The sequence below is a fragment of the Metallosphaera sedula DSM 5348 genome, from assembly GCF_000016605.1.
In the GTDB taxonomy this organism is placed as follows: Archaea; Thermoproteota; Thermoprotei_A; order Sulfolobales; family Sulfolobaceae; genus Metallosphaera; species Metallosphaera sedula.
On sequence record NC_009440.1, the window covers coordinates 965,191 to 985,381 of the forward strand.

Annotated in this window: 16 protein-coding genes; 9 read left to right on the plus strand and 7 right to left on the minus strand. The window is 46.8% G+C overall.

From position 1 onward, the window contains the following. Window positions 1–75 precede the first annotated feature (75 nt). The 3 genes from MSED_RS05265 to MSED_RS05275 all read left to right on the plus strand — a co-directional run bounded on the left by MSED_RS05265 (window position 76) and on the right by MSED_RS05275 (window position 5,868). Window positions 76–1,341, plus strand: coding sequence for an ATP-binding protein (locus tag MSED_RS05265; RefSeq protein WP_012020992.1), 1,266 nt, complete (start codon window positions 76–78; stop codon window positions 1,339–1,341). A 307-nt stretch (window positions 1,342–1,648) separates the two neighbouring features. Continuing rightward, window positions 1,649–3,223, plus strand: coding sequence for an L-lactate permease (locus tag MSED_RS05270; protein ID WP_012020993.1), 1,575 nt, complete (start codon window positions 1,649–1,651; stop codon window positions 3,221–3,223). A 32-nt stretch (window positions 3,224–3,255) separates the two neighbouring features. Beyond that, window positions 3,256–5,868 carry an aldolase/citrate lyase/malate synthase family protein gene (locus MSED_RS05275; RefSeq protein WP_012020994.1) on the plus strand — a complete coding sequence of 871 codons (2,613 nt, stop codon included), beginning with the start codon at window positions 3,256–3,258 and terminating at the stop codon, window positions 5,866–5,868. A 244-nt stretch (window positions 5,869–6,112) separates the two neighbouring features. Here MSED_RS05275 and MSED_RS05280 read toward each other — a convergent pair whose 3' ends face one another. The 3 genes from MSED_RS05280 to MSED_RS05290 all read right to left on the minus strand — a co-directional run bounded on the left by MSED_RS05280 (window position 6,113) and on the right by MSED_RS05290 (window position 7,576). Next, complete coding sequence (locus MSED_RS05280) at window positions 6,113–6,574, minus strand: DUF2258 domain-containing protein (RefSeq protein ID WP_012020995.1); 462 nt, start codon at window positions 6,572–6,574, stop codon at window positions 6,113–6,115. A gap of 260 nt (window positions 6,575–6,834) precedes the next feature. Beyond that, window positions 6,835–7,203: a nucleotidyltransferase domain-containing protein gene (locus MSED_RS05285; protein WP_012020996.1), complete on the minus strand. Its 369-nt coding sequence runs from the start codon at window positions 7,201–7,203 to the stop codon at window positions 6,835–6,837. Further along, on the minus strand, window positions 7,193–7,576 hold the full coding sequence (locus MSED_RS05290; RefSeq protein WP_012020997.1) for a HEPN domain-containing protein: 384 nt from the start codon (window positions 7,574–7,576) through the stop codon (window positions 7,193–7,195). Before MSED_RS05290 ends, MSED_RS05285 begins: the two co-directional genes overlap by 11 nt. Window positions 7,577–8,474: 898 nt before the next feature. Between MSED_RS05290 and MSED_RS05295 the strand changes: the two genes are divergently transcribed. The 5 genes from MSED_RS05295 to MSED_RS05315 are packed head-to-tail and all read left to right on the plus strand — an operon-like array spanning window position 8,475 to window position 14,333. After that, entirely contained in the window at window positions 8,475–10,502 is a 2,028-nt protein-coding gene (locus MSED_RS05295; RefSeq protein ID WP_012020998.1) for an ABC transporter substrate-binding protein, read from the plus strand. 8 nt (window positions 10,503–10,510) lie between these two features. Next, window positions 10,511–11,578, plus strand: coding sequence for an ABC transporter permease (locus MSED_RS05300; protein ID WP_012020999.1), 1,068 nt, complete (start codon window positions 10,511–10,513; stop codon window positions 11,576–11,578). Then, window positions 11,575–12,450: an ABC transporter permease gene (locus tag MSED_RS05305; RefSeq protein ID WP_012021000.1), complete on the plus strand. Its 876-nt coding sequence runs from the start codon at window positions 11,575–11,577 to the stop codon at window positions 12,448–12,450. Before MSED_RS05300 ends, MSED_RS05305 begins: the two co-directional genes overlap by 4 nt. Further along, a complete protein-coding gene (locus MSED_RS05310; protein WP_012021001.1) occupies window positions 12,428–13,420 on the plus strand; it encodes an ABC transporter ATP-binding protein in 993 nt (330 codons plus the stop codon). Before MSED_RS05305 ends, MSED_RS05310 begins: the two co-directional genes overlap by 23 nt. Continuing rightward, the gene (locus tag MSED_RS05315; protein ID WP_012021002.1) at window positions 13,401–14,333 is read left to right on the plus strand and encodes an ABC transporter ATP-binding protein; all 933 of its coding nucleotides are present in this window, start codon (window positions 13,401–13,403) and stop codon (window positions 14,331–14,333) included. Before MSED_RS05310 ends, MSED_RS05315 begins: the two co-directional genes overlap by 20 nt. On the opposite strand, the gene MSED_RS05320 is transcribed toward MSED_RS05315, so the two are convergent. Beyond that, window positions 14,330–15,625, minus strand: a complete 1,296-nt coding sequence (locus tag MSED_RS05320; protein WP_012021003.1) for an ATP-binding protein — start codon at window positions 15,623–15,625, stop codon at window positions 14,330–14,332. The two genes, MSED_RS05315 and MSED_RS05320, sit on opposite strands and share 4 nt — an antisense overlap. A gap of 121 nt (window positions 15,626–15,746) precedes the next feature. On the opposite strand from MSED_RS05320, the gene MSED_RS05325 reads away from it, so the two are divergent. Further along, window positions 15,747–16,679, plus strand: coding sequence for a membrane dipeptidase (locus MSED_RS05325; RefSeq protein ID WP_012021004.1), 933 nt, complete (start codon window positions 15,747–15,749; stop codon window positions 16,677–16,679). 95 nt (window positions 16,680–16,774) lie between these two features. Here the strand turns inward: MSED_RS05325 and MSED_RS05330 are convergent, their stop codons facing one another. The 3 genes from MSED_RS05330 to MSED_RS05340 all read right to left on the minus strand — a co-directional run bounded on the left by MSED_RS05330 (window position 16,775) and on the right by MSED_RS05340 (window position 20,115). Continuing rightward, a complete protein-coding gene (locus MSED_RS05330) occupies window positions 16,775–17,236 on the minus strand; it encodes a GNAT family N-acetyltransferase (RefSeq protein ID WP_012021005.1) in 462 nt (153 codons plus the stop codon). Beyond that, the gene (locus tag MSED_RS05335; protein WP_012021006.1) at window positions 17,226–18,494 is read right to left on the minus strand and encodes an NAD(P)-dependent malic enzyme; all 1,269 of its coding nucleotides are present in this window, start codon (window positions 18,492–18,494) and stop codon (window positions 17,226–17,228) included. The genes MSED_RS05330 and MSED_RS05335 overlap by 11 nt, the downstream gene beginning before the upstream one ends. Before the next feature lie 319 nt (window positions 18,495–18,813). Continuing rightward, the gene (locus MSED_RS05340) at window positions 18,814–20,115 is read right to left on the minus strand and encodes an MFS transporter (RefSeq protein ID WP_012021007.1); all 1,302 of its coding nucleotides are present in this window, start codon (window positions 20,113–20,115) and stop codon (window positions 18,814–18,816) included. Between the last annotated feature and the right edge of the window lie 76 nt (window positions 20,116–20,191).

A 20,191-nucleotide genomic window follows, 5' to 3' on the forward strand; every position in this document is an offset into this window, starting at 1 on the left:
AATTAGATATCAAATTTACCGGAAAACTTGCCAGTTAACACTCAATCTTTTAGGTAAACTTGCCACTTTACTATCATGTCAATGATATCGCAGATGAGCTTTCAAAACCCCTGGTGGACTCAACCCTCATCCATTGATGATGACGATCACGTGAGGAGGGCAAAGTATTACCTCCCACCCGTGAGGGAGAACCTGCTTATCCTAGGTCCGAGACAGGTGGGGAAAACTACTTACATGAAGACCGTGATCAGGGATCTACTGAGGGAGGTGGAGCCCAGGAAGGTGTTCTATTTCTCCTGCGACTCACTCTCCAGGAAGGACGAGTTAATCCAGCTACTTAACGAGTATCGAACCCTTGTGAACGGAGATGAGGCCTTCATATTTCTCGACGAGATCACGTCAGTAGATGCGTGGAACATGGGCCTTCTTCACCTCTTTAACGCAGGTTATTTCAGAAACTCCTTGGTTTACGTGTCTGGATCCTCCTCTCTTAACCTGAGTAGGGAAACTCTCCCGGGTAGACCGCTCAAGAAGGTCGTGTATTATCCGCTCAACTTTAGGGTTTACTTTGACCTTTTTACACGGAAATTGGACGTCCCCACACTCCCCGTGACCAGTCCCCATGAGATCATGAAGGAGGCGAAAAAGCTACTACCACACCTCTCGGCCCTCAACAAGGCCCTATTAAGTTACGTTGAAAGGGGAGGATTCTTCGCCACAAATCTAAGCTCTGCCTCGCTGTATGAAACGTATAGGGACACCGTTCTAAGCGAGATCGCGAAGACTGGGAGGAGTGAGGCCCTCTTCAAGCAGGTGATTTCCAGGATAATCGAGAGTTATGGTAGCAGAATTTCAGACAACGGGATATCCAAGGAGATTTCGGCATCCCACACGACGGTATCTGAATACCTGGAGCTATTGGAGAGGTTGTTCATTACGAGAACCTATAGGAAATGGGAAAATGGGAGGGTGAACTATAGGTCCTTAAAGAAGGTCTACATGATAGATCCCTTCCTTTTTAGGGTAATGAAGAGGTATTCCCTGGGGAAGGACCTGGAGACGGAGGACATACCCCACGTGATCGAGGGAATAGTTGGGGAGCACCTATCTAGGGAGTACGCAGAGAGCCTCTTCACCTTCTTCAAGGACGGTAGAGAGATCGACTTTCTAGTTAGGGGGATTGGGATTGAGGTTAAATGGAGTGAACGGGTGAGGTCTAGGCCTAAAGCACCAGAGTACGTTCTTACCATGGACGAGTTTGATGAGGAAAGGAGGTTAATTCCCGTGTCCCTATTCCTTTACCTCATTTCCTCGGACAAGGTGTTTTACGACCTGGGTTAGACTTGAGGGTGAAAGTGGAACAGTCCCAGACCCTGGTCTACGCAGTCCCAGACTAGAATTTAATGGGACTAGACTTCACTCGTCACTAAGCCCTATTCTGCATCGCGTTGATAGTTTCAAGTTAGAACTACCCCCGTCAAAAAATTCCTTTCTTAGTACCTTTCAAGTCACTTCATGATAGAATTGTAATCTTTTGATTTTACCCAGATCATACATTGAAATTAATGTTTAGTACCAACGGATGTATCTTTAAAAAATTCACACTCTGTTAACAAAGCTTAAGATCTATTTTTATACAATTATAGTGATGTATGTACAAGAGTTAAATCCTACAGGAAACGTGGGTTTAACCATTTTTCTTTCTCTTGTACCACTGATCACCCTTTTTATATTGCTCATGGTCTTCAGGCTTACCGCTTGGTTAGCCTCAGTTATTGGAGCTATCGTGGGGATAATTGACGCTATAGCGGTTTGGAGAACTCCACCATCCCTTGCCCTGACCTCGTTCCTCATAGGTGCCCTAACTGGGACATGGGCCATTTCATGGATAGTTTTCTGGGGGCTAACATTCTACAACACCCTGGTTCTCACGGGGAAGTATGACGCGTTTAAGCAATGGGTTCTCAGGAACGCCACGGAGGATTCCAGGATACAGGCAATCCTCCTAGCTTGGTCCTTCGGTGCCCTGTTTGAGGGGTTGGTCGGCTTCGGTTACCCGTGGGCACTCGTGTCCCCTGTCTTAATCGGGATAGGATTCGAGGAACTTACTGCGCTAAAGGTGACGGCTATAGCGAATAATGCCCCAGTGTCCTATGGTGCCCTGGGGACCCCCGTAATAATCTTGTCAGCGGTGACAGGTCTTCCCCTACTTTTCGTATCGTCATCCGTGGCGAAGATAGTCGCGATTCTAGCCCTTCTGCCTCCCTTCCTCCTTGCCTACCTCGTGGATGGATGGAGGGGGATCAAGGACGTGTGGCCCTTTGCCCTACTCGCCTCAATCTCGTACATTCTAGGCCAGTATCCCATGGCCTCCTTCGTTGGCCCATATCTTCCTGATATCACAGGTTCCATGGTCTCCTTCCTTATCCTTCTGGGATTCCTTAGGATTTGGAAGCCCAAGAACATTGTGTCCAAGACAGGGAAAGTTGAGAGATCCTCAGTTCCAGGGATAGGTAGGTTCTGGTTGGCTGTGTTGGCGGTGGTTATAGTGGTCACCCTCTGGACTGGACCCTGGTCCCCCCTCACCAAGTTGAACCTGGGGACGCTTGAACTTCATGCCTACTCTCAGCTCTATCATAAGACCGTGGCAGTTTCCTTTGCGTTCAACCCAGCGGTAGCAGGAACGGCAATATTCATGGCGTGGCTTGTCTCTCTTCCCATCCTTGGAGCAAAGCCCTCCACAGTCAAGGAGGCCCTATCCAGGTCCATTCACCAGTACTGGGGTGGAATACTCACGGGAGTCTTCGTGGTGGGACTGGCGCTTGTGTTCAACTACAGCGGGATGGCTTACTCCCTGGCCTGGAAGGCTGCAGATCTCTCCACCTTGTTCATCGTGGTCTCACCAATCTTTGGATGGATTGGATGCGCCCTCTCAGGCAGTAATACTTCAACCAACGCCCTATTTGGGGCATTCCAACTAGCAGTTGCCAAGGTGACGGGATTGCCTGTGGGACTAACTCCTGCTCTTAACTCTGTTGGAGCTGAGGTTGCTAAGCCGATTGCGCCACAAACTCTGAGTGCTGGGGTCTCCACCACGAGTTATGTGAGGAAGGAGGGGATAGTGGCTAGGAATAACCTACCGTGGACGATTCTTCTCTTGGTTTATCTCATCCTCATAGGCGTGCTATACTACCTTCTCGTCCCAGGTCTTTTCACTGGTTGATTTTTTATTTGTCGATAATTAGGTGATTAAGCATGACAGATCAGGTAAAGGTTGAGATAGATCCCCTGGTTAAGGAGAGGTACGGTGTTCTCTTCGGGAATAAGAACGTTAATGGAAAGGTAGTAAACGTTGAGCAGGTCATAGGGGAACTAACCCTCGAACTGAGGGGAGAAATAGAGAGGGCCATGTGGGAAAGGAGGAAGCTACTGGACTCTCGGAGAGAGGTTCGAGATAAATACTCATTCCCCCCAATGGAGGAGAAGTTCACACATCCAGTCACGGGAGAAGTGAGGACATTTCGTGAGATAGTTCAGGGACTCATAGACAATCTTCTGGACAGGAACACTCCCCTCAGGTGGAGGTTAAACGAAAACCTCCCAGTTCCTCCGGAGGTGGATCCATTCAAGGTACCTGGTCTGGAAATTACGGGACCTTGGAACCCCGTGGACATGGCCATAAAGCAGATAAATGCAGACGTTTCCGCAACCATGGGACCAGATGACGAGGACGCGGCTCCGCCAGACTTCATTCCCTTCGGTTCGCAGGAGAAGGAGGTGGGGCTCTACCTCTCAAGGGTCAACGAGCACATGATACTATCTGGGGAGATCTCTGAGGTCGAGATAACGAAGAAGGGCGAAAGGAGGAAGTATAGGATTAATAAGCCTAGGGAGAGGTGGCCCACGAGTATTCATAGGGTTCCGGGGATGCACTTACTAGACTTTCACGTAAAGGTCAACGGAAAACCTGCGCCGAGCATAATAGTTGACTACGTGATTCACGTCCTTAATGACTTCGAGCCCTTGAGGAAGAGGGGTTCGTTACTCTATTTCTATCAGCCAAAGGTTCAGTTCCCAGAGGAGGCCTCCATAATCGCCAAGATACTCTGGAAACTCGAGAGGATCCTGGGGGCAGAAAAACCTGGAACCCTGATCAAGATGAAGGCGCTCTACGAGGAGGGTAATGCGGGAAGGTTCCTCCCCGTCATCATGTGGTATTGGCGCTTCTGGCTTGTGGGACTTAACGTTGGGAGGTGGGACTACACTGCCAGCCTGATTGAGATGTGGAACCAGAGGGTCCTGCCTGATCCCCAGAACGGTCCGCTCATGGGAATGACCGCGAGGCATATGATGGCCTATCAGAGGTATAACGCCATCCTCAACATCATGGCAGGGGGATCGCCCATTGGTGGAATGAACGCGGTCATGCTTTATGCTGAGAATGATCCCTATGGGCGAGCTAGACACAACCCTGTTACCTTGAGGTCCATGTGGTTAGACAAAATGAGGGAGAGACTTGTGGGACTAATCTTCGTGCCGGAAGGTGAAGTGGAGAGCGTGACCCTTGAGGACATCCTGTCAGGAAAGGTTAAGGGGAAGCTCTATGACGGTTATAGGCAGAGCTGGGTAGCGTCTCCAGACGAGAGGTACGTGAGTGCTGGCAACTTACCCCTGAGGGCGCCTCTGGAGAAGCTACAGGCCATGCTCGTTGCCCCTGAGGAGTGGGAGACCGTGGATGGGAAGAGGGTGGCCCCTAAGGTTAGCAGTGGACTCACCGAGTCGGAGAGGAAACTCTTCATCTCCCTGGGTCTTCTGAACGAGAAAGGGAAGATTACCCCCTTCGTGTTGAGGGATATGACGCCTGAGGGTTTCCTAAAGTTGCTGGGAGGAGACCTTTGGGATGCCCTTTACAACATACCGCCAGGGGAGATCACGGTGGAGAACATTCAACACGCGTTCTACATGGCGGCAAACTACGGCTTCCAAATACTAAATGGAAACCTGGCCGCGGCCATCGACGATTACGTCCTCTTCCCTGGGAGGGTGGTGAGGTTCATGAACGACCTTGCAACCTACAGGATCTTTGTGACCTGGTTGTGGACAGTAGTCCAACATGAGCCCGCAGTGACCAAGGACGGATGGCTCAAGGGTCCAAAACTTACGGAGGACGGAGTCATTCCTGCGGATCCCGTGATTCAGCTCAAGGCCGGAGAGAGATTCACCAAGGAGCATTTCCAGAAACTCTGGGAACTGCACAACCAGTGGACCAGGGCATTCTTTGAGGAGTACGACAGGCTGACCGCAATTAGGATAGTTGCCTCCATAATATCCAAGAGAACAGGGATTAACGTTGATAAGTTGGTTCAGGCCATGATCAGGGGAGAGGCAGAGAAGTTAGTGGGACATCAGACCGAGATTGGGGCGATCCCCAGGATTAGGGAGATTGTGTCCAAGGCCTATGGTGCATATCCTAGATATGTAAGGGAGATCTCGCTAGAGGAGGCATCCCACAAGATCTCGGAAATCGTGGGGAATCATGAGTTGGTGAGGAGGGAACTGGAGAGTATGCAACCTAGATTTGACAGATCGAAGGCACCCCTAATAATGGATGTCTTAAGGAGACAGATGCTGTGCCCCAACTTGATACAACACAGCGGGAGAGTCCTCTTCATCATAGCTGACAAGGACGAGAGTACCAGGGAGAAGATCCTCGAGGCAGTTTACTATCTGGACCGGGAGGGTAGGCCGTTATTCAGGGATATGGGTAGGCCGTCACGCGTGCTATTGGCGAGAGCGGTAGAGGAAGGTAAGATGCCCAAATACGCGCTAGAGGCCCATGATTATGTATATGATATACCGGAATCCTGAAACTTGTCGTTCAAGCTAACATCTTTTCAATCTTTCCTTCTTTCAAGAAATTGATTTTGAGGTATTTCCCCACGTTATCTAGTGCAACACTGAATCTTATAGTCAGGCGAGAGCCCTCTCTCATGAGCGGGAATACTAATTAAGATATTAACAACTAGGAAATAGAGGAGCATATCATTTTACTGTAGCATATGGTAAGCGTCTCCGGCCGTTTAACTTTTCATTTAAACCGACAAAAGAAAAACTAGATGGATTTAGTCAATTGTTCGAGGGTCGCCTTGATTTTCTCGAGTTCCTTCCTCAGCTTCTCGTTCTCCTCGCTGAGAGTCGAGTTCATAGCCCTGCACTGCTCCTCTGTGTAATACCTCGTTATCTTTACGTTTTCGAAGTGAAGTTTCTTTTCCTCCCTGTTGTACCTGGCCTCAACCACGATCTTGACTAGATCTAGCTTACCAATTTTCATCTCAGTCAACTTGTTGAAAAGCTCCTTGTTAAGCTCCGAGATATCCCTTATTATTATCTCACGATCCACTATCCTGCTGAGTGACACGAGGGCTACTCTCCTTAACTTGTCCGCAAATCTTGCAGCTATTATGATCCCAGTGGATAGCTCGAACCTATTCTCACCTAGGGGAGACACCCTAGAGGTAGTCACTTCATATTCCTGTGCCCTCTCCATATCCCTATTAATTTCTTCCGCAGACATAATATAATATATCGAAAATTAAGTTAAAAGGTTTACTCGGTTTACATTGTAGTCGAGAGCGGTTTTAGACCCACGGAGAACCGCAAGATGTCACTTATTCGTCACAGGATCTCGCTCAGGATCTCTTCTTGGGAATAATTTTCCCACATGATTGGGCTTGATTTCAAATCATAAATTCCAGATTGCAATGAGTAGTCCGTATTTGCAGTTAACCTGGCGACGGAAGGCCTGGAGCTCCTCAAGTAAAATTACGAAAGGATCTATTCATTCCATATCCACAGCTTTCCCTCTCTTCTATACCTTTTCCTTACCTCCTGAAAAATCTTCTTAACCGTCAAGATAAACCCCTCGTCTCCGCACATGATGACCCCATCCTCAATTACCTCAAGAAGAAAGGTACTTCCGTCCCTCAACTTTTTCAGGAAAACCTCCGTGTTATAGGCTGTGGGAATGACCCTGGGCTCCTCTATTCTGTAGGCCATACGAAATGCCTCCCTTGGGTCCTTAGGAAGCTTATCTGATACTACCAAGATGTCCACGTCACTGTTATTTGTGTAGTTCCCTCTAGCATATGACCCAAACAGGATCACTAGCCTCGGGTTAAGATCCTGGAACAGATCACACCACACGTCCCTTCACCCAGTTTAGAACTCTTCTGGCACATTCCATACAACGCTCCGCATCTCCCCTATTGTAATAATCCAGAGGTCCTCCCTCGTCGTAAGCATCTGGATAACGTGACGGAATATAATGTTTGTCCAATTCTTGGGCACATTCCAGAACTTCACTGGGAACCTCTAAAGTGACAGCTCGTAATAGGAGTGTTATGGAGTGACCCCTTTCCTCCCTGTGTAGATGGGCTAGGAGGCCCTTGACAGCTTTCTCCGCGCATTGTTGCGACTCATAGCAGGACTCCTCATAGAGTCCGTGCTGATAGTTAACCTCGGCCGATTTAAGATTCCTCTCAGCTTGTCTTAACCAATCACTAGTTCTGCTAGGCATCTAAAGGAAATGGATGCCTGGCTTATTAAATATTCTAATTCAATTCAGGTAGTTATGCGAACGATCCTGCCCTTTCAGATGTGGGATCTCCACTTCTAGATGTGGGATCCTACCTCTTAACTCACTGAAAATTAAATAATATTATTAGACTTCTCTAGCTATATTTGACGTTAAATGAAAACTCAGGCCGTCTCAGCTTACAGGTTAAGGTGGGAATCCTTCATCTTGTACAAGGGAACAAAAAAGATTACAAATTATACTTAGGTAGCTATCACAACTTAGCATCAGTTGATATAATTTAAGATTCAATCAGTTTTCTATCGAGTCAAGGCACTTTAAACTATATTTCAAAGAATCGGATAGGTCCTATTTGTAATCACATCTGATATTCGCCGAAAAACTGTCTAGCATTCATCTTCTTGTCACTTGATCCCCATTATCGAGAGCTGACCATAACTTAAGCGAGTTTGCCCTTGATGATTAATATTTTGTTTATATTAACGACTATACTATTCAAATAACATACCAGCATGTTCACTCTTTGATATTTAATAGTTGATATTCTATATTTCCTGCAAATCCAAATCCATTATTGACGTGTTATTGAAATAAATTGTTAACAAGAATGCAATAAATCATGATTGGCTTTGTAAAGTTTTTAAAAAGAGAACGCTTTGACAGAGCTTATATACTAAATTGATAATTTTGTTATAAACTTTTAATAGATAACCCTGTTCTGGAGACTAAATGTATAAATAAATTCCGGAAGCTTTTAGATTATTATCAGAGAGTTTATAATGATGTTAGTCAAATGCTTAATAAAAGTTTTTAATCCTTTCATATCTTGAGATGACTTTCATGAAAAACGCTTTAATATAACTACTAAATGCAGTAAGTTATGAAACTTCGAAAAGGTATAAGTCGCACGTTGGTAGCAGGTATAATTGTGGTAATTGTTATAATAGCTGCAGTGGCGTTTATTTCCCTATCAAGACATCCCACAACAACTACCCCAGTCAACGTGACCCATACCACTAACACGACCACCACTAAGACTAACGTGACTGTGCCCACAACGAATGTCACATCGATTCCCTCATCAATTACAGTAGACGAGGCAACTCCGCCAGTTAGCGTGGATCCGGCGTCCAGTTTTGACGTTGCTGGGGGAGAATTGCTACAGAACGTGTATCAAACCCTCGTGTTCTACAACGGAACTAATACGTCCAGTTTTGTGGGAGTCTTGGCAGAAAATTACACAGTATTGAACAACGGAACCACTTACGTGTTCCACCTCTGGCCATTTATAACCTTCAGCAATGGTGATCCATTGAACGCAACCGACGTCTGGTTCTCGGTGTACAGAACAATGTTAATGAATCTTGGAATCTCGGTCTACGTTAGTCAAGGACTATCAGTCAATAACGGACTTGGATTTGTAGGGAAGCTACCCAGTGGCGCTACCGGGACTATCGAATTGCCCAACGGTACTCTTCAGGCCCTCGAATATGCTGGTTACACTTTCCCCTCAAACAAAACTCAGGCATACGAACAGGCAGCCTATGATTTGGCCTATATTCTTTCCCACTTCAATGTAAGCAATCAGACCATTCAAAAGGTCATGAGTTATCCCTATCAGGCAGTGGTCGTGGTGAATCCCTATACTGTTCAATTCAACCTTCAGTATCCATACTCTGCATTCCTAGCTGCAATTTCCACATCTGCTGGAGCCGTAGTTGATCCAGTCTTCGTAGACGAACATGGAGGAGTCCAGATAGATACTGCCAACACTTACCTTTCAACTCACGCCCTAGGCTCAGGTCCCTACATGTTGGAAACTCCACTGGGTCAGTCCTACGTAATCCTGCAGGCAAATCCCAATTACTGGGCGTCCAAGGTTCCTCAGTCTGAGAGAAACTTCATGTTAGCTATTCCCAAGATCGAGACCATCGTAATAGATTATCAGACCAACGAGGCACTTAGGATAAGCGACCTTCAATCCGGGAAGGCCCAAATAGCCCAGATAGATATTATAGACTTACCCCAGATAATTGGCTCGCAGGGGATTTCCTACATAAGGACCCATACACATTATCCTATCATGTATAATGGAACCTATGGGACAGTCTATGTTTGGGGACCATCCCCGCAGATTGACTTCTTGGCAATAGATGCTTACCAGTATCCGTTCAACATCACCAATGTGAGGCTTGCCATCGCGCATGCCATAAATGCTACGCAGATTCAACAACAGGTCTACGACGGATTAGCCCTAAGCTATGTTGGTCCCAATGATCCGTCCCTTCCCTTCTACAACTCCTCGATTCAAGGCTATACCTATGACCCCGCCCTTTCCATAAATCTGCTGACCCAAGCAGGATTTAGCTTAACCCTTCCCAACGGCACAACGGTTAACCCAGGTGGAACGCCCTTCCCAACCATAGTTTTGACCTACCAGACAGGTAGCACGGCACTTCAAGATGAGGCCCTCATTATACAGCAGCAGTTAGCTCAGATAGGAATAAAGGTCCAGTTAAACCCCGAGTCCACAGTTACCATTGTAGAGTCCTACCTCAACCCACCCAATTCCAGCAGCTATCCAGCCTTCCAGCTTGCAGCTAACTTCCCACCTGTCCTCAGCCCCATTGATCCTGCCATCTACCTAATGTCTCAGGCGAGGCTTCACCACGGCAATCCTGCTTTCGTCGATAATCCAGAGATAAACTCTCTCATAATTCAAGCAGTGAGGACTGATAATCCAGTTCAGCTCCAGAAAATCTTCAATGAGATAACAGAACTCTCGCTACAGCAGGCCCAATACGTATGGCTCGATGACTTCATCGCATATACAGTGACTGTCCATGGAATTCAAGGAATATATTACAGTCCAGGGTTTGACGGATTGTTCTACGCAACAATATACTAGGGAAGAGCATGGGGCTAGCGAAATTAATAGGAAAACGTGTGGCTGGGGCGCTCCTAGTTATTTTTGGTGAGTTAATTCTCGTCTTTTTCTTGGTAAACGTTGCGGCCCCGAATCCGGCTTCCATATGGGCTGGCCCAGAGGCTTCACCTGAACAAATACAGATTATTACCGAGCTTTATCATCTTAACTCCCCGTGGTACGTTCAGTTCCTCTATTATATCAAGAACTTCTTCACAGGAAATTGGGGGATTTCACCCCTTTATCAAACTCCCGTGATACAGCTCGTGGAGGAGTACCTTCCTGTTACGCTTGAGCTTGCGGTAATATCACTCGTACTCAAGTTGATTATTGAGATTCCTCTAGGTGTCCTATCTGGTCTCAAGCCAAACGGGCTTCTGGACAATGCCATCAGGATGATCTACACGATAACGAGAAGTGTCCCTCCCTTCTTCGTGGCACTGGGTCTCCTCCTCGTGTTAGCCTATGATGTACACGTATTCCCCGCATCATATCCTGTGGATCCAATCCTGGCCCTGAAGGAACCAAAGTTCGAGATATATGACCCATTTAACGGGAAGTATTACCCGTTCTGGCTCCTTGATAACATGCCCATCCTGAATGCCCTTCTGGTGGGAGATTTCAGTGCCTTTGCCTCTGCTCTGGACCACGCGATTTTACCGGCTCTCAGTCTCACCCTCTTCGGTTTCGGTGGAATAACGAGGCTCTCAAGAAACTCCATGATAGAGGCCCTCAACATGGATTACATAAAGACAGCGAGGGCGAAGGGTTTGAAGGAGAGGGTAATAATATTTCGTCATGCCCTAAGGAATTCCCTTCTCCCAACCATAACTCTCTCCAGCGTAATATTCGCCGGTTCAATTCAAGGGGCCTTAGTGGTGGAAACAATCTTTAACTATTACGGGATGGGGTATTACCTAGCCCAAAGCCTACTTGACCTTGACACTCCTTCCTTACTAGCAGGGACCGTTGTGGTTACCATAGTTGTAGTTATCTCTAACCTTGTCGCAGATGTGTTGTACAGTGTGGTAGATCCTAGGGTGAGGGAGACAACATGAGTGTAAAAACGGCGTTGCTCTCAAGTAAAACGTTATTGGTAGGTGCAGTCATTATAGTGGGATTCATAGTCACAGCCATTATCTCAGCCCTAGATCTGAAACTTCTCACCCCCTACGATCCCAACAAGATTAATTTCGCCCTAGCCAACCTTCCGCCGTCCTCTGCCCACCTGTTCGGTACTGACAGTGAAGGGAGAGATGTATTTACAAGAGTTCTGGCTGCTCTTCCCAACGATGTGGCTATACCCTACATTATTGCCGGCGCCTCTGCCCTTATAGGTGGACTAGTTGGGATGGTATCAGGTTACGTGGGAGGATTAGTGGATGAGGGACTCATGAGGTTCACCGACATTTTCCTAGCCTTCCCTGGAATATTGTTGGCCCTAGCCATAAGTACAATCCTTGGACAGACTCACGTGGCTGAAAGGTTATACTTCAGCATGATAGCCCTTATCGTGGTGAATTGGCCAATTTACGCTAGGCTTGTTAGGAGTCAGGTACTTCAGGTGAGGGGAATGCCCTACATTACCCTAGCCAAGGCAGCAGGCTTAACTAGGTGGGAGATCATGAGGAGACACATAATTCCAAATATATTATCCCTAGTTATAGTGTATATCACGCTGGATATGGGAACCATAATCCTGTTCTACTCTATCCTGGCCTTCTTTGGCCTAGGCGCTCCTCCTCCCACTCCAGAGTTGGGGAGGATGGTTTACGACGGCTTAACCGCACTGCCAGGGAACTGGTGGTCCTCCGTCTTCCCTGCCCTCACAATAACGTTAATGGCCGTAGGCTTCTCACTCTTCGGTGAGGGGCTTAGGGATTACCTGGATCCAAGAGGTGGAGATTATGTCAGAAGAGCTAACGCTTAGGGTAGAGAACCTTTGGGTGTCCTATTACCTAGAGGGAAGGGAGGCCTTCGCAGTGAGGGATGTTTACCTAGACGTAGGGAAGGGAGAGGTAGTGGGAATAGTGGGAGAGAGCGGTTCAGGAAAGAGCACCCTAGCTCATGCCATCATAGGCTTACTTCCCAGGAATTCAAGGATATCTAAGGGAAGAATTCTGTTTAAGGGAAAGGATATTACAGGAATTAAGACGGACCAAAGATATCTCTACAGGGGTACAAACATCTTCATGATATTTCAGGATCCAATGTCAAGCCTTAATCCCACAATGAAGATTCGCGACCAGTTACAGGAAGCAATAGACGTGAGGTTGGGAAAAAGGGGATGGAATATTGGAACGTGGAGACCTCCAAAGGGGAATAACGAAGAGGAGATCGTGGATTCGTTGGAAAGGGTAGGGATAAAGAGGCCTAGGGTCATAATGGAGAAGTATCCTCATCAACTTTCAGGTGGGGAGAGGCAGAGGGTCATGATTGCCATGGCCTACCTCTTAAAACCTTCCCTCCTCATTGCGGACGAACCAACCACTGCGTTAGATATGATAACCCAAGCACAGGTAATGAGGCTAATCACGGAGTTGAGGGAGAGTCTGGGACTTTCTGTTCTCTTTATAAGTCACGACATAGTCCTTGTGGGGCAGATAGCCGATAGAATAGTGGTAATGTATGCGGGGAAAGCTGTGGAGGAGGGTAAAGCTGAGGAGATAGTCGAGTCCCCCATGCACCCCTACACTAAGGGTCTAATTAACTCGATCCCAGATGGCTACAAGAACGAGAAAAGAATTGAGTCAATTCCTGGATCTCCACCCAATATTCTTAAACTGCCTCCAGGTTGTTCCTTTAATCCAAGGTGCAAGTTTGCCATGGAGAAGTGCATGTCAGAGGATCCGGAAACTAGAGTTTTAGGAGGGAGAAAGGTTGCTTGCCACCTATACTAACCTTGTTGAAACGGAGAACCTAGGAGTAGAGTTCACTGCGGGAGGTAGAGTCATAAGGGCAGTAGACGGAGTCTCTCTGGGAATAGGTGAGGGAGAGACTTTCACTGTGATTGGTGAATCGGGAAGTGGGAAATCTACCCTTGCCTTGGCCATTCTAAAGCTCATCAAGATCAAGTCAGGGAAGATCTTCTTCAAGGGACAGGATATAACCAAGCTGAAGGAGTCAGAAATGAGGTCAATAAGAAGAGAAATGCAGATAGTCCTTCAGGATCCCTACCTGAGCCTGGATCCTAGGTTGAGGGTGGGAGATATAGTCAAGGAACCCCTACTACCCCTAGGGGAGAAGGGAGATGATAAGGTGGATGAGGTACTTAGCCTGGTAGGGCTAGATCCTGGGGTGGCAACAAGGTTTCCCCACGAGTTCTCAGGAGGACAGAGACAGAGAATAGCCATTGCTAGGTCGCTTATCAGTGATCCCAAGTTCATAGTGTTGGACGAGCCTACATCTAACCTTGATGTCTCCATTCAGGCCCAAATACTAAACCTCCTCCTTGATATCCAGGAAAGGAGGAAGGTATCCTATCTCCTCATAACACATAACATGTTAGTGGCAAAGTACATGTCCGACAACGTGGCAGTGATGTATTCAGGAAAGATTGTGGAAAGGGGTTCAGCAAGGGAAGTAATAGGAAAGCCGTTACATCCTTACACTATGGAGTTACTCAATGTAACCCCTACGAAGGGCTTTATGGAAAGGATTAGGAAAATGGAGTTCATACAAGAAGGCGAGATACCCATCAAGGGTTGCAGATACGCCAACAGGTGCAGGTTTGCAAAGGAAGTGTGTAGGACCACCGAACCCACTCTGAAGAAGGTCTCTCAGGATCATGAAGTAGCCTGTTTCTTGTATTAACTCATGAACCAGGAGTTGAGGTCGTTGATGTCCACGAGTTCCGCTTTTTCCATCTTCTCCTTCGTGGAGAAGGACCTCGCAAACACCACGTAACGATCCACGGTATGACCTAGCCTCTCAACTTTCCTCTCCAGGTTGGCGAGGACGCTGTGGGGATTCACATCCTCGCTCCACTTACATTCCCCTGCAACCTTAACATTCCCTAATCCCATGACGTCAATTTCCACGTCCTTCCACCACTGTCTGCCCACTTTCTTAACGCGATATCTGTCTCTCACATACTCCCTGCAAATCCTCTCAAACACGTGGCCAAGGTAGTTCGCGTACTCCCCTTCAGTTATTTCGTACGTCCCTTCCTCTATAAGGCTTAGATTGGGGTAAACGAACCTAAACCAGAAGTTGGTGAAGTTATCCCTTATCACATACCTTCCCATCTTGGACCTGACGCTCTCGGTAACTGGAACTTCCCTTGTTACTAGCTCAATCCTCTCAAGTTTCTTGATGTAAGAGCTTATTTCACCTCCCACCTTCACGTAATCCCTAATCTCTGCGAGGGTGTTCTTTCCCATGGAAATTGCCCTTAAAATCTCCTTGTAAGTCCCTATTTCCCTAAACTCATACCTAAGCAGGAAATCAACCTCGTCCCTCAGGAACGAGTCAACTCTCTTGAGCTCACGGTTGACCCAATCCAGAAAGGGAGGAGTAACCCTGGTCAAGTACATGGGAACACCTCCCGCAAATCCGTAAATTTTCACCGCTTCCTCTACGCTGAACCCTAAATGACGTAGGTCCCTGAACTTGAGCTCCCCTACCTTGAGTGAGGCAGTTCTCCTCCCGTAAAGCGGACTCCTGTAGGAAAGGACGTCCTCCATGACGGAGATTGATGAGCCCAAAAGTATCAACTTGGTTCTGCTATCCCTGTTCTCGTCCACTATTCTCTGAAATGTGGACAAGATCGACTTATCCTCTTCAATCAGGTAGGGAAACTCGTCTATGATCACGACCTTGTCTCTCAGGAAGTGGAGGAGGGATTCCCAATCCTCCCTAGCATATCTCACCTCCGGGAACTTCCTTTGAGCTACCTCCCTAAATCTTTCCAAATTGTTCCTCTCCGTGGCATAATAATATACGGAGTCGTTTCTCCCAGAGATTGCCCTCAATATCAAGGAGGTCTTTCCTATTCTTCTCCTTCCGTAGACGATCACGAGCTCGAAGGTAGGGGAATTTAGTCTCTGCATCAAGGTCTGAAGCTCTTTCTCCCTATCCACGAATATCATATTCATGAATATCATATTTTAGAATATGATTTTAAGCCTTTCCCATTGGGTAGGTCTAGTCTAGGGAAAACATGATATCAGGGTCATGTGATCTGATAGGAGATACCTTTTAAGGGGACGAAATCCACACGGTATCATGAAATTTGTGGATCTTCATGAGGATTTGGCCTATTCCAACCAAATGGGGATAGATGTAATAGAGGGAGATCATCAATCGAGTCTAAAGCTCCTAAGAAACTTCGATTCCTTAGTCTTTGCGTCTCTCTTCCCTCATGTGAACACGAGGGACGAGAGGTCAGACCTTCTCACGTCTATGTATGGGTATACGACCCACTCCACCACCTTCTCCTGGGAGCTCCTCATGGATCAGATCAAGTTTTACCTGTACCTAGAAAGAAAGGGACTGGTTAAGGTAATTAGATCTCGTGAGGACTTAAGTGCTCCAGTGACCAAACTTCTGCTCTCCCTGGAGGGGGCTGACGTGTTAAGGGATTACACGGACATCTACATTCTCAGGGAGCTTCACGTTAGAAATCTGGGACTAACTTGGAATTATGACAACAAGTTCGCCTCTTCCTGCATGTCCAGAAAGGACTACGGTTTAACCTCTGAGGGGGAGGAGCTAGTTAAGTTGGCGAATTCCCTGGGAATAATCGTGGATCTGGCACATGCTGGCAAGAGGACTGTAATGGACGTAGCCTCAATTACTAGGAAGCCAGTGATAGTTTCACATGGGAACGTAATGAAGCTGAAAACTCACAGGAGAAACCTGGACGATGAGGAAATAGAGGCCGTCGTTAGAACTAAGGGAGTTATAGGGGTTACCGCGATCGTGTCAACCCTGAGGGAGCCCACGCTTCAAGGCCTGGTTGAAAATTTGAGATATATTGGAGAGTCTTACGGATGGGAGTACGTATCTCTAGGAACGGATTTCCTGGGCATAGAGAAGACACCCGAGGGATTTGATAACGTGTTGAAGGTTAATGACCTATTGAAATATGTGGAGGGCCATGAGGAGGAAGTACTTTGGAAGAATGCCATGAGAGTTATCATGGCAAACATGGTTTAGGCATTCACCATTCGTAGTTAGAAGCAACTCAGCATTAAAAACAAGGTCTTGGCCCTTTGCATAATTACAAATCCATGAACTCTCTCAGTTTCAGGTTATATCCTCTTTATGAACTCGTAGTGTATCTCCCTGAAACCTCGCTTCCTGTAGAAGGACTCGGCAATGATGTTCTTTGCGGGGAATCTAGCCATTATGGATCTCGCACCTTTCTTGGATAGCTCTGATATCACGAAGTCCACCAGTTTCTCACCTACCCCTTCCCTCCTGTATCCAGGCATCACGTATATCTCCTCTATGACTGCCATCTTCTCTGGAATGTAGTATTCCCTTCTCTCTAGCCTGACCCTCACAGCCCCTATTACTTTCCCTCCATCCTCTGCTACGGCCACGAGACTATCCTCACTCTTCAGGTCCTCGACAAGGCTCCTCTTCAATCTCTCACTGATCTCATCGTGGACTTGAAGGAGTGGGTCAAACTCTGAGTTCAGGGTGTACATTCGCTCGAACATGTCAGCAACGCTGTCAATGTCCTTGGGTTCAGCTTTCCTAATCAACATTCTGGATCGCCCTTATCTTATTCCTGGTCTGCTCTATCTTAGTTTTGGCCATCAGTCTAAACTCCTCCCTACTTAGCCTTACCCTGGCGTATCCCCTTTCCACCGCCTTTTCCGCAACTGCAGAGGCCAACTCGTAATAGGCGTCCCATTCATCCATCCTGGGGATAATGTAGGTGGGCGATATACCCTTCCTCTCGGCGAATCTCGCTAAGGCCTCCGCTCCCGCTATGACCATGGCATCATCAACCTTGGAGGACCTACTGTCCAGGACTCCCCTGAAAACCCCAGGGAAAATGAGCGAGTTGTTCACCTGGTTAGGGAAGTCGCTTCTGCCCGTGGCCACCACCTTGGCTCCGGCGTCTATCGCGTCCGAAGGATAGATCTCAGGGACGGGATTGGCCAAGGCAAAGACAATGGGGTCCTTCATGAGGCTAATCCATCTCTTAGGAATGGTGTTCGGACCTGGCATAGAGGCAGCAATTAGAATATCTGCTCCCTTGAATGCCTCATCCAACGTGGTAATGTTGAACCCGTTAGTCGTGACCGCAATTTCATACTTCCATTTATGACTGAACATCATTGCGTCCAGATCCCTCCTCTCAGCGTGAAGCACGCCTTCCCTATCAACCACTATCATCCTCTTGGGGTCGAAACCATATGCCTTGAGGAGTCTCACGGTAGCAATGTTAGCTGCACCGGCTCCAAATATCACTATCTTGCTGTCCAGTCCCTTTCCTGCGACTTTCATGGCGTTTATGAGGGCAGCAAGTACAGCTCCAGCGGTTCCCTGTTGATCGTCATGCCACACTGGGATGTTCATCCTTTCCTGAAGTTTTTCAAGGATGTAGAAACACTTGGGACTCTCTACGTCCTCCAGGTTTATTCCACCGAAAGACGGTTCTAGAGCAGAAACTACGTTTATGATGGTGTCAGGATCCCTCACAGCCAGAGGCAAGGGAATAGCGTCTACGCCTCCCAGGTACTTGAAGAGAAGTGCCTTTCCCTCCATCACGGGAAGAGATGCCTCTGGGCCAACGTTACCTAGACCCAAAACCCTGGTACCATCCGTGATAATAGCTACGTTATTCCACCTACTTGTTAATTGGAAACTCTTGTCCTTGTCCTTAGAAATCTCCTTGACTACCTCAGCAACTCCAGGGGTATATATCACCGAGAAGTCGTCGTAACTGGAGATGGGAACCTTGGGCATCACCTCAATCTTTCCCTGGTACTTGAGGGATATCTCTACAGGTTTCATAATGACAAATTAAGGAACTAGTATAAAATGTTATGTCCCTTTTCGGAGTTACTTCATTCATGGTGGATTTAGTAAGCCCCATGAATAGGTGTTCCATATGGATGACAGCGATGCAAAGTATACAAAATTGGTCCTCAGTGATCTTTCAAGACGTTAACCAGGGATCATGTGAAATTCATTTCAGAAAGATCCGAGATATGTTTAAAACAAAACAAAAAATAAATGGTATTCATATGCTCGTTTTATAGATTTCTAAAAATATTACCTTCACTACTTTACAGTTTTAGGTAAGTTTGCTCATAGCATGCTCACTGAAAAGTTAGGCGACCTCGGTTTTCACTGTTTCCTTGGCAAAATATATGGTGATCGCAGTGAGAATGGCAGTAGCTATCCCGAAGTCGATTATATACGGTAATGATACTACTATCCCTTTTCCACCTATGAGTAAGGGAATCACTAAAACGGACACTAGTCCCAATACCAGACTTCCCAATTGATATGCAATTCCGGATCCAGAATACCTGTACTTCGTTGGAAATAGCTCTGAAAATAGAGCCGGCGTTACCCCATCTCCCAACTTATACAGCGCATTTATCAGGACAAGTCCAGCAACAATTAGCGGATAACTCAGAGTTCCTACCATGAGGTAGAAAGGATAAAGGAAAATTGCCACCAATACTGAGGAAATTATCATTGTAGTTTTCCTACCTATCTTGTCTCCCAATAGGGAACCTAGGATAGTTGCAAATATTCCTCCACCCGCTGCGTAGGATACCGCAAGGGACAGAGACGCAGCAGGAATGGCATGTGTTTTGGCCACCACGAAGTCAAGGATGTAAGGTCCGCTCACAAATAGCCCAGGAGCACCCACAATAAAGAATGCCGTAGGTAGGAGTAGGAGAATTAGTTTCCACTTTTCTTTGAGTGCCGTCAAGATCGGTTGCTTTTCCACTTGATTTCTTTGTTTCAATTCTTGAAATAGTGGTGATTCCATGATTTTTAATCTTATAACTATTGCAAGGACTAGGATAGCTAGACCTATCGCGAATGGTATCCTCCACGCGAAGTTTAACAGCTCTGTTTTGTTGAAGATTGAAGCCACAGTAGTAAAGGCAAGGGATGCCAGGAGAACACCTATATTTACTCCGTTCTGTATCCATCCTGTAAGGAACGCCCTGTGCCTTGAGTGAGATAGGAATTCAATGGAAAATGAGGAGGCCCCAGCCCACTCCCCACCCAGACCAATTCCCTGTATCATCCTGAAAAGGACGAGCATGGAAACAGCTAAGGAAGTACCAATCACTTTGGATTCAGGTAGCACCGCAATGCCTCCCACACCTAGTGCGGTAAGCCCAAGTGTCCATACCAGCATGTCTCTTCTACCTATTTTATCTCCAAAATGTCCAAAAATGAACGCTCCCACTGGTCTAGTAATGTAGGTAATACCAAAAGTGATTAGGGTTAAACTGGCCTTGAGTGCGGCGCTAAGTCCAGTGAAGAATATGGATGGCCACACTAACGATGCAGCTGTGGAAACTATGAAAAGGTCGTAGTAATCTATTACCGTACCCAGAGAGCTAGCTAGAATTACCTTACCTATTATTCCCTTATCATCTCCCATTGATATATCAACTATATCAAGATGAACTGTCAATTATATATTATTTATGGTATCAAACAACTTAGTTAATTCTTAG

Coding starts and splice junctions, on each gene's coding strand:
- MSED_RS05265 (WP_012020992.1), top strand. CDS start 76: ATGTCAATGATATCGCAGATGAGCTTTCAAAACCCCTGGTGGACTCAA.
- MSED_RS05270 (WP_012020993.1), top strand. CDS start 1,649: ATGTATGTACAAGAGTTAAATCCTACAGGAAACGTGGGTTTAACCATT.
- MSED_RS05275 (WP_012020994.1), top strand. CDS start 3,256: ATGACAGATCAGGTAAAGGTTGAGATAGATCCCCTGGTTAAGGAGAGG.
- MSED_RS05280 (WP_012020995.1), bottom strand. CDS start 6,574: ATGTCTGCGGAAGAAATTAATAGGGATATGGAGAGGGCACAGGAATAT.
- MSED_RS05290 (WP_012020997.1), bottom strand. CDS start 7,576: ATGCCTAGCAGAACTAGTGATTGGTTAAGACAAGCTGAGAGGAATCTT.
- MSED_RS05295 (WP_012020998.1), top strand. CDS start 8,475: ATGAAACTTCGAAAAGGTATAAGTCGCACGTTGGTAGCAGGTATAATT.
- MSED_RS05300 (WP_012020999.1), top strand. CDS start 10,511: ATGGGGCTAGCGAAATTAATAGGAAAACGTGTGGCTGGGGCGCTCCTA.
- MSED_RS05305 (WP_012021000.1), top strand. CDS start 11,575: ATGAGTGTAAAAACGGCGTTGCTCTCAAGTAAAACGTTATTGGTAGGT.
- MSED_RS05310 (WP_012021001.1), top strand. CDS start 12,428: ATGTCAGAAGAGCTAACGCTTAGGGTAGAGAACCTTTGGGTGTCCTAT.
- MSED_RS05320 (WP_012021003.1), bottom strand. CDS start 15,625: ATGATATTCATGAATATGATATTCGTGGATAGGGAGAAAGAGCTTCAG.
- MSED_RS05325 (WP_012021004.1), top strand. CDS start 15,747: ATGAAATTTGTGGATCTTCATGAGGATTTGGCCTATTCCAACCAAATG.
- MSED_RS05330 (WP_012021005.1), bottom strand. CDS start 17,236: ATGTTGATTAGGAAAGCTGAACCCAAGGACATTGACAGCGTTGCTGAC.
- MSED_RS05335 (WP_012021006.1), bottom strand. CDS start 18,494: ATGAAACCTGTAGAGATATCCCTCAAGTACCAGGGAAAGATTGAGGTG.
- MSED_RS05340 (WP_012021007.1), bottom strand. CDS start 20,115: ATGGGAGATGATAAGGGAATAATAGGTAAGGTAATTCTAGCTAGCTCT.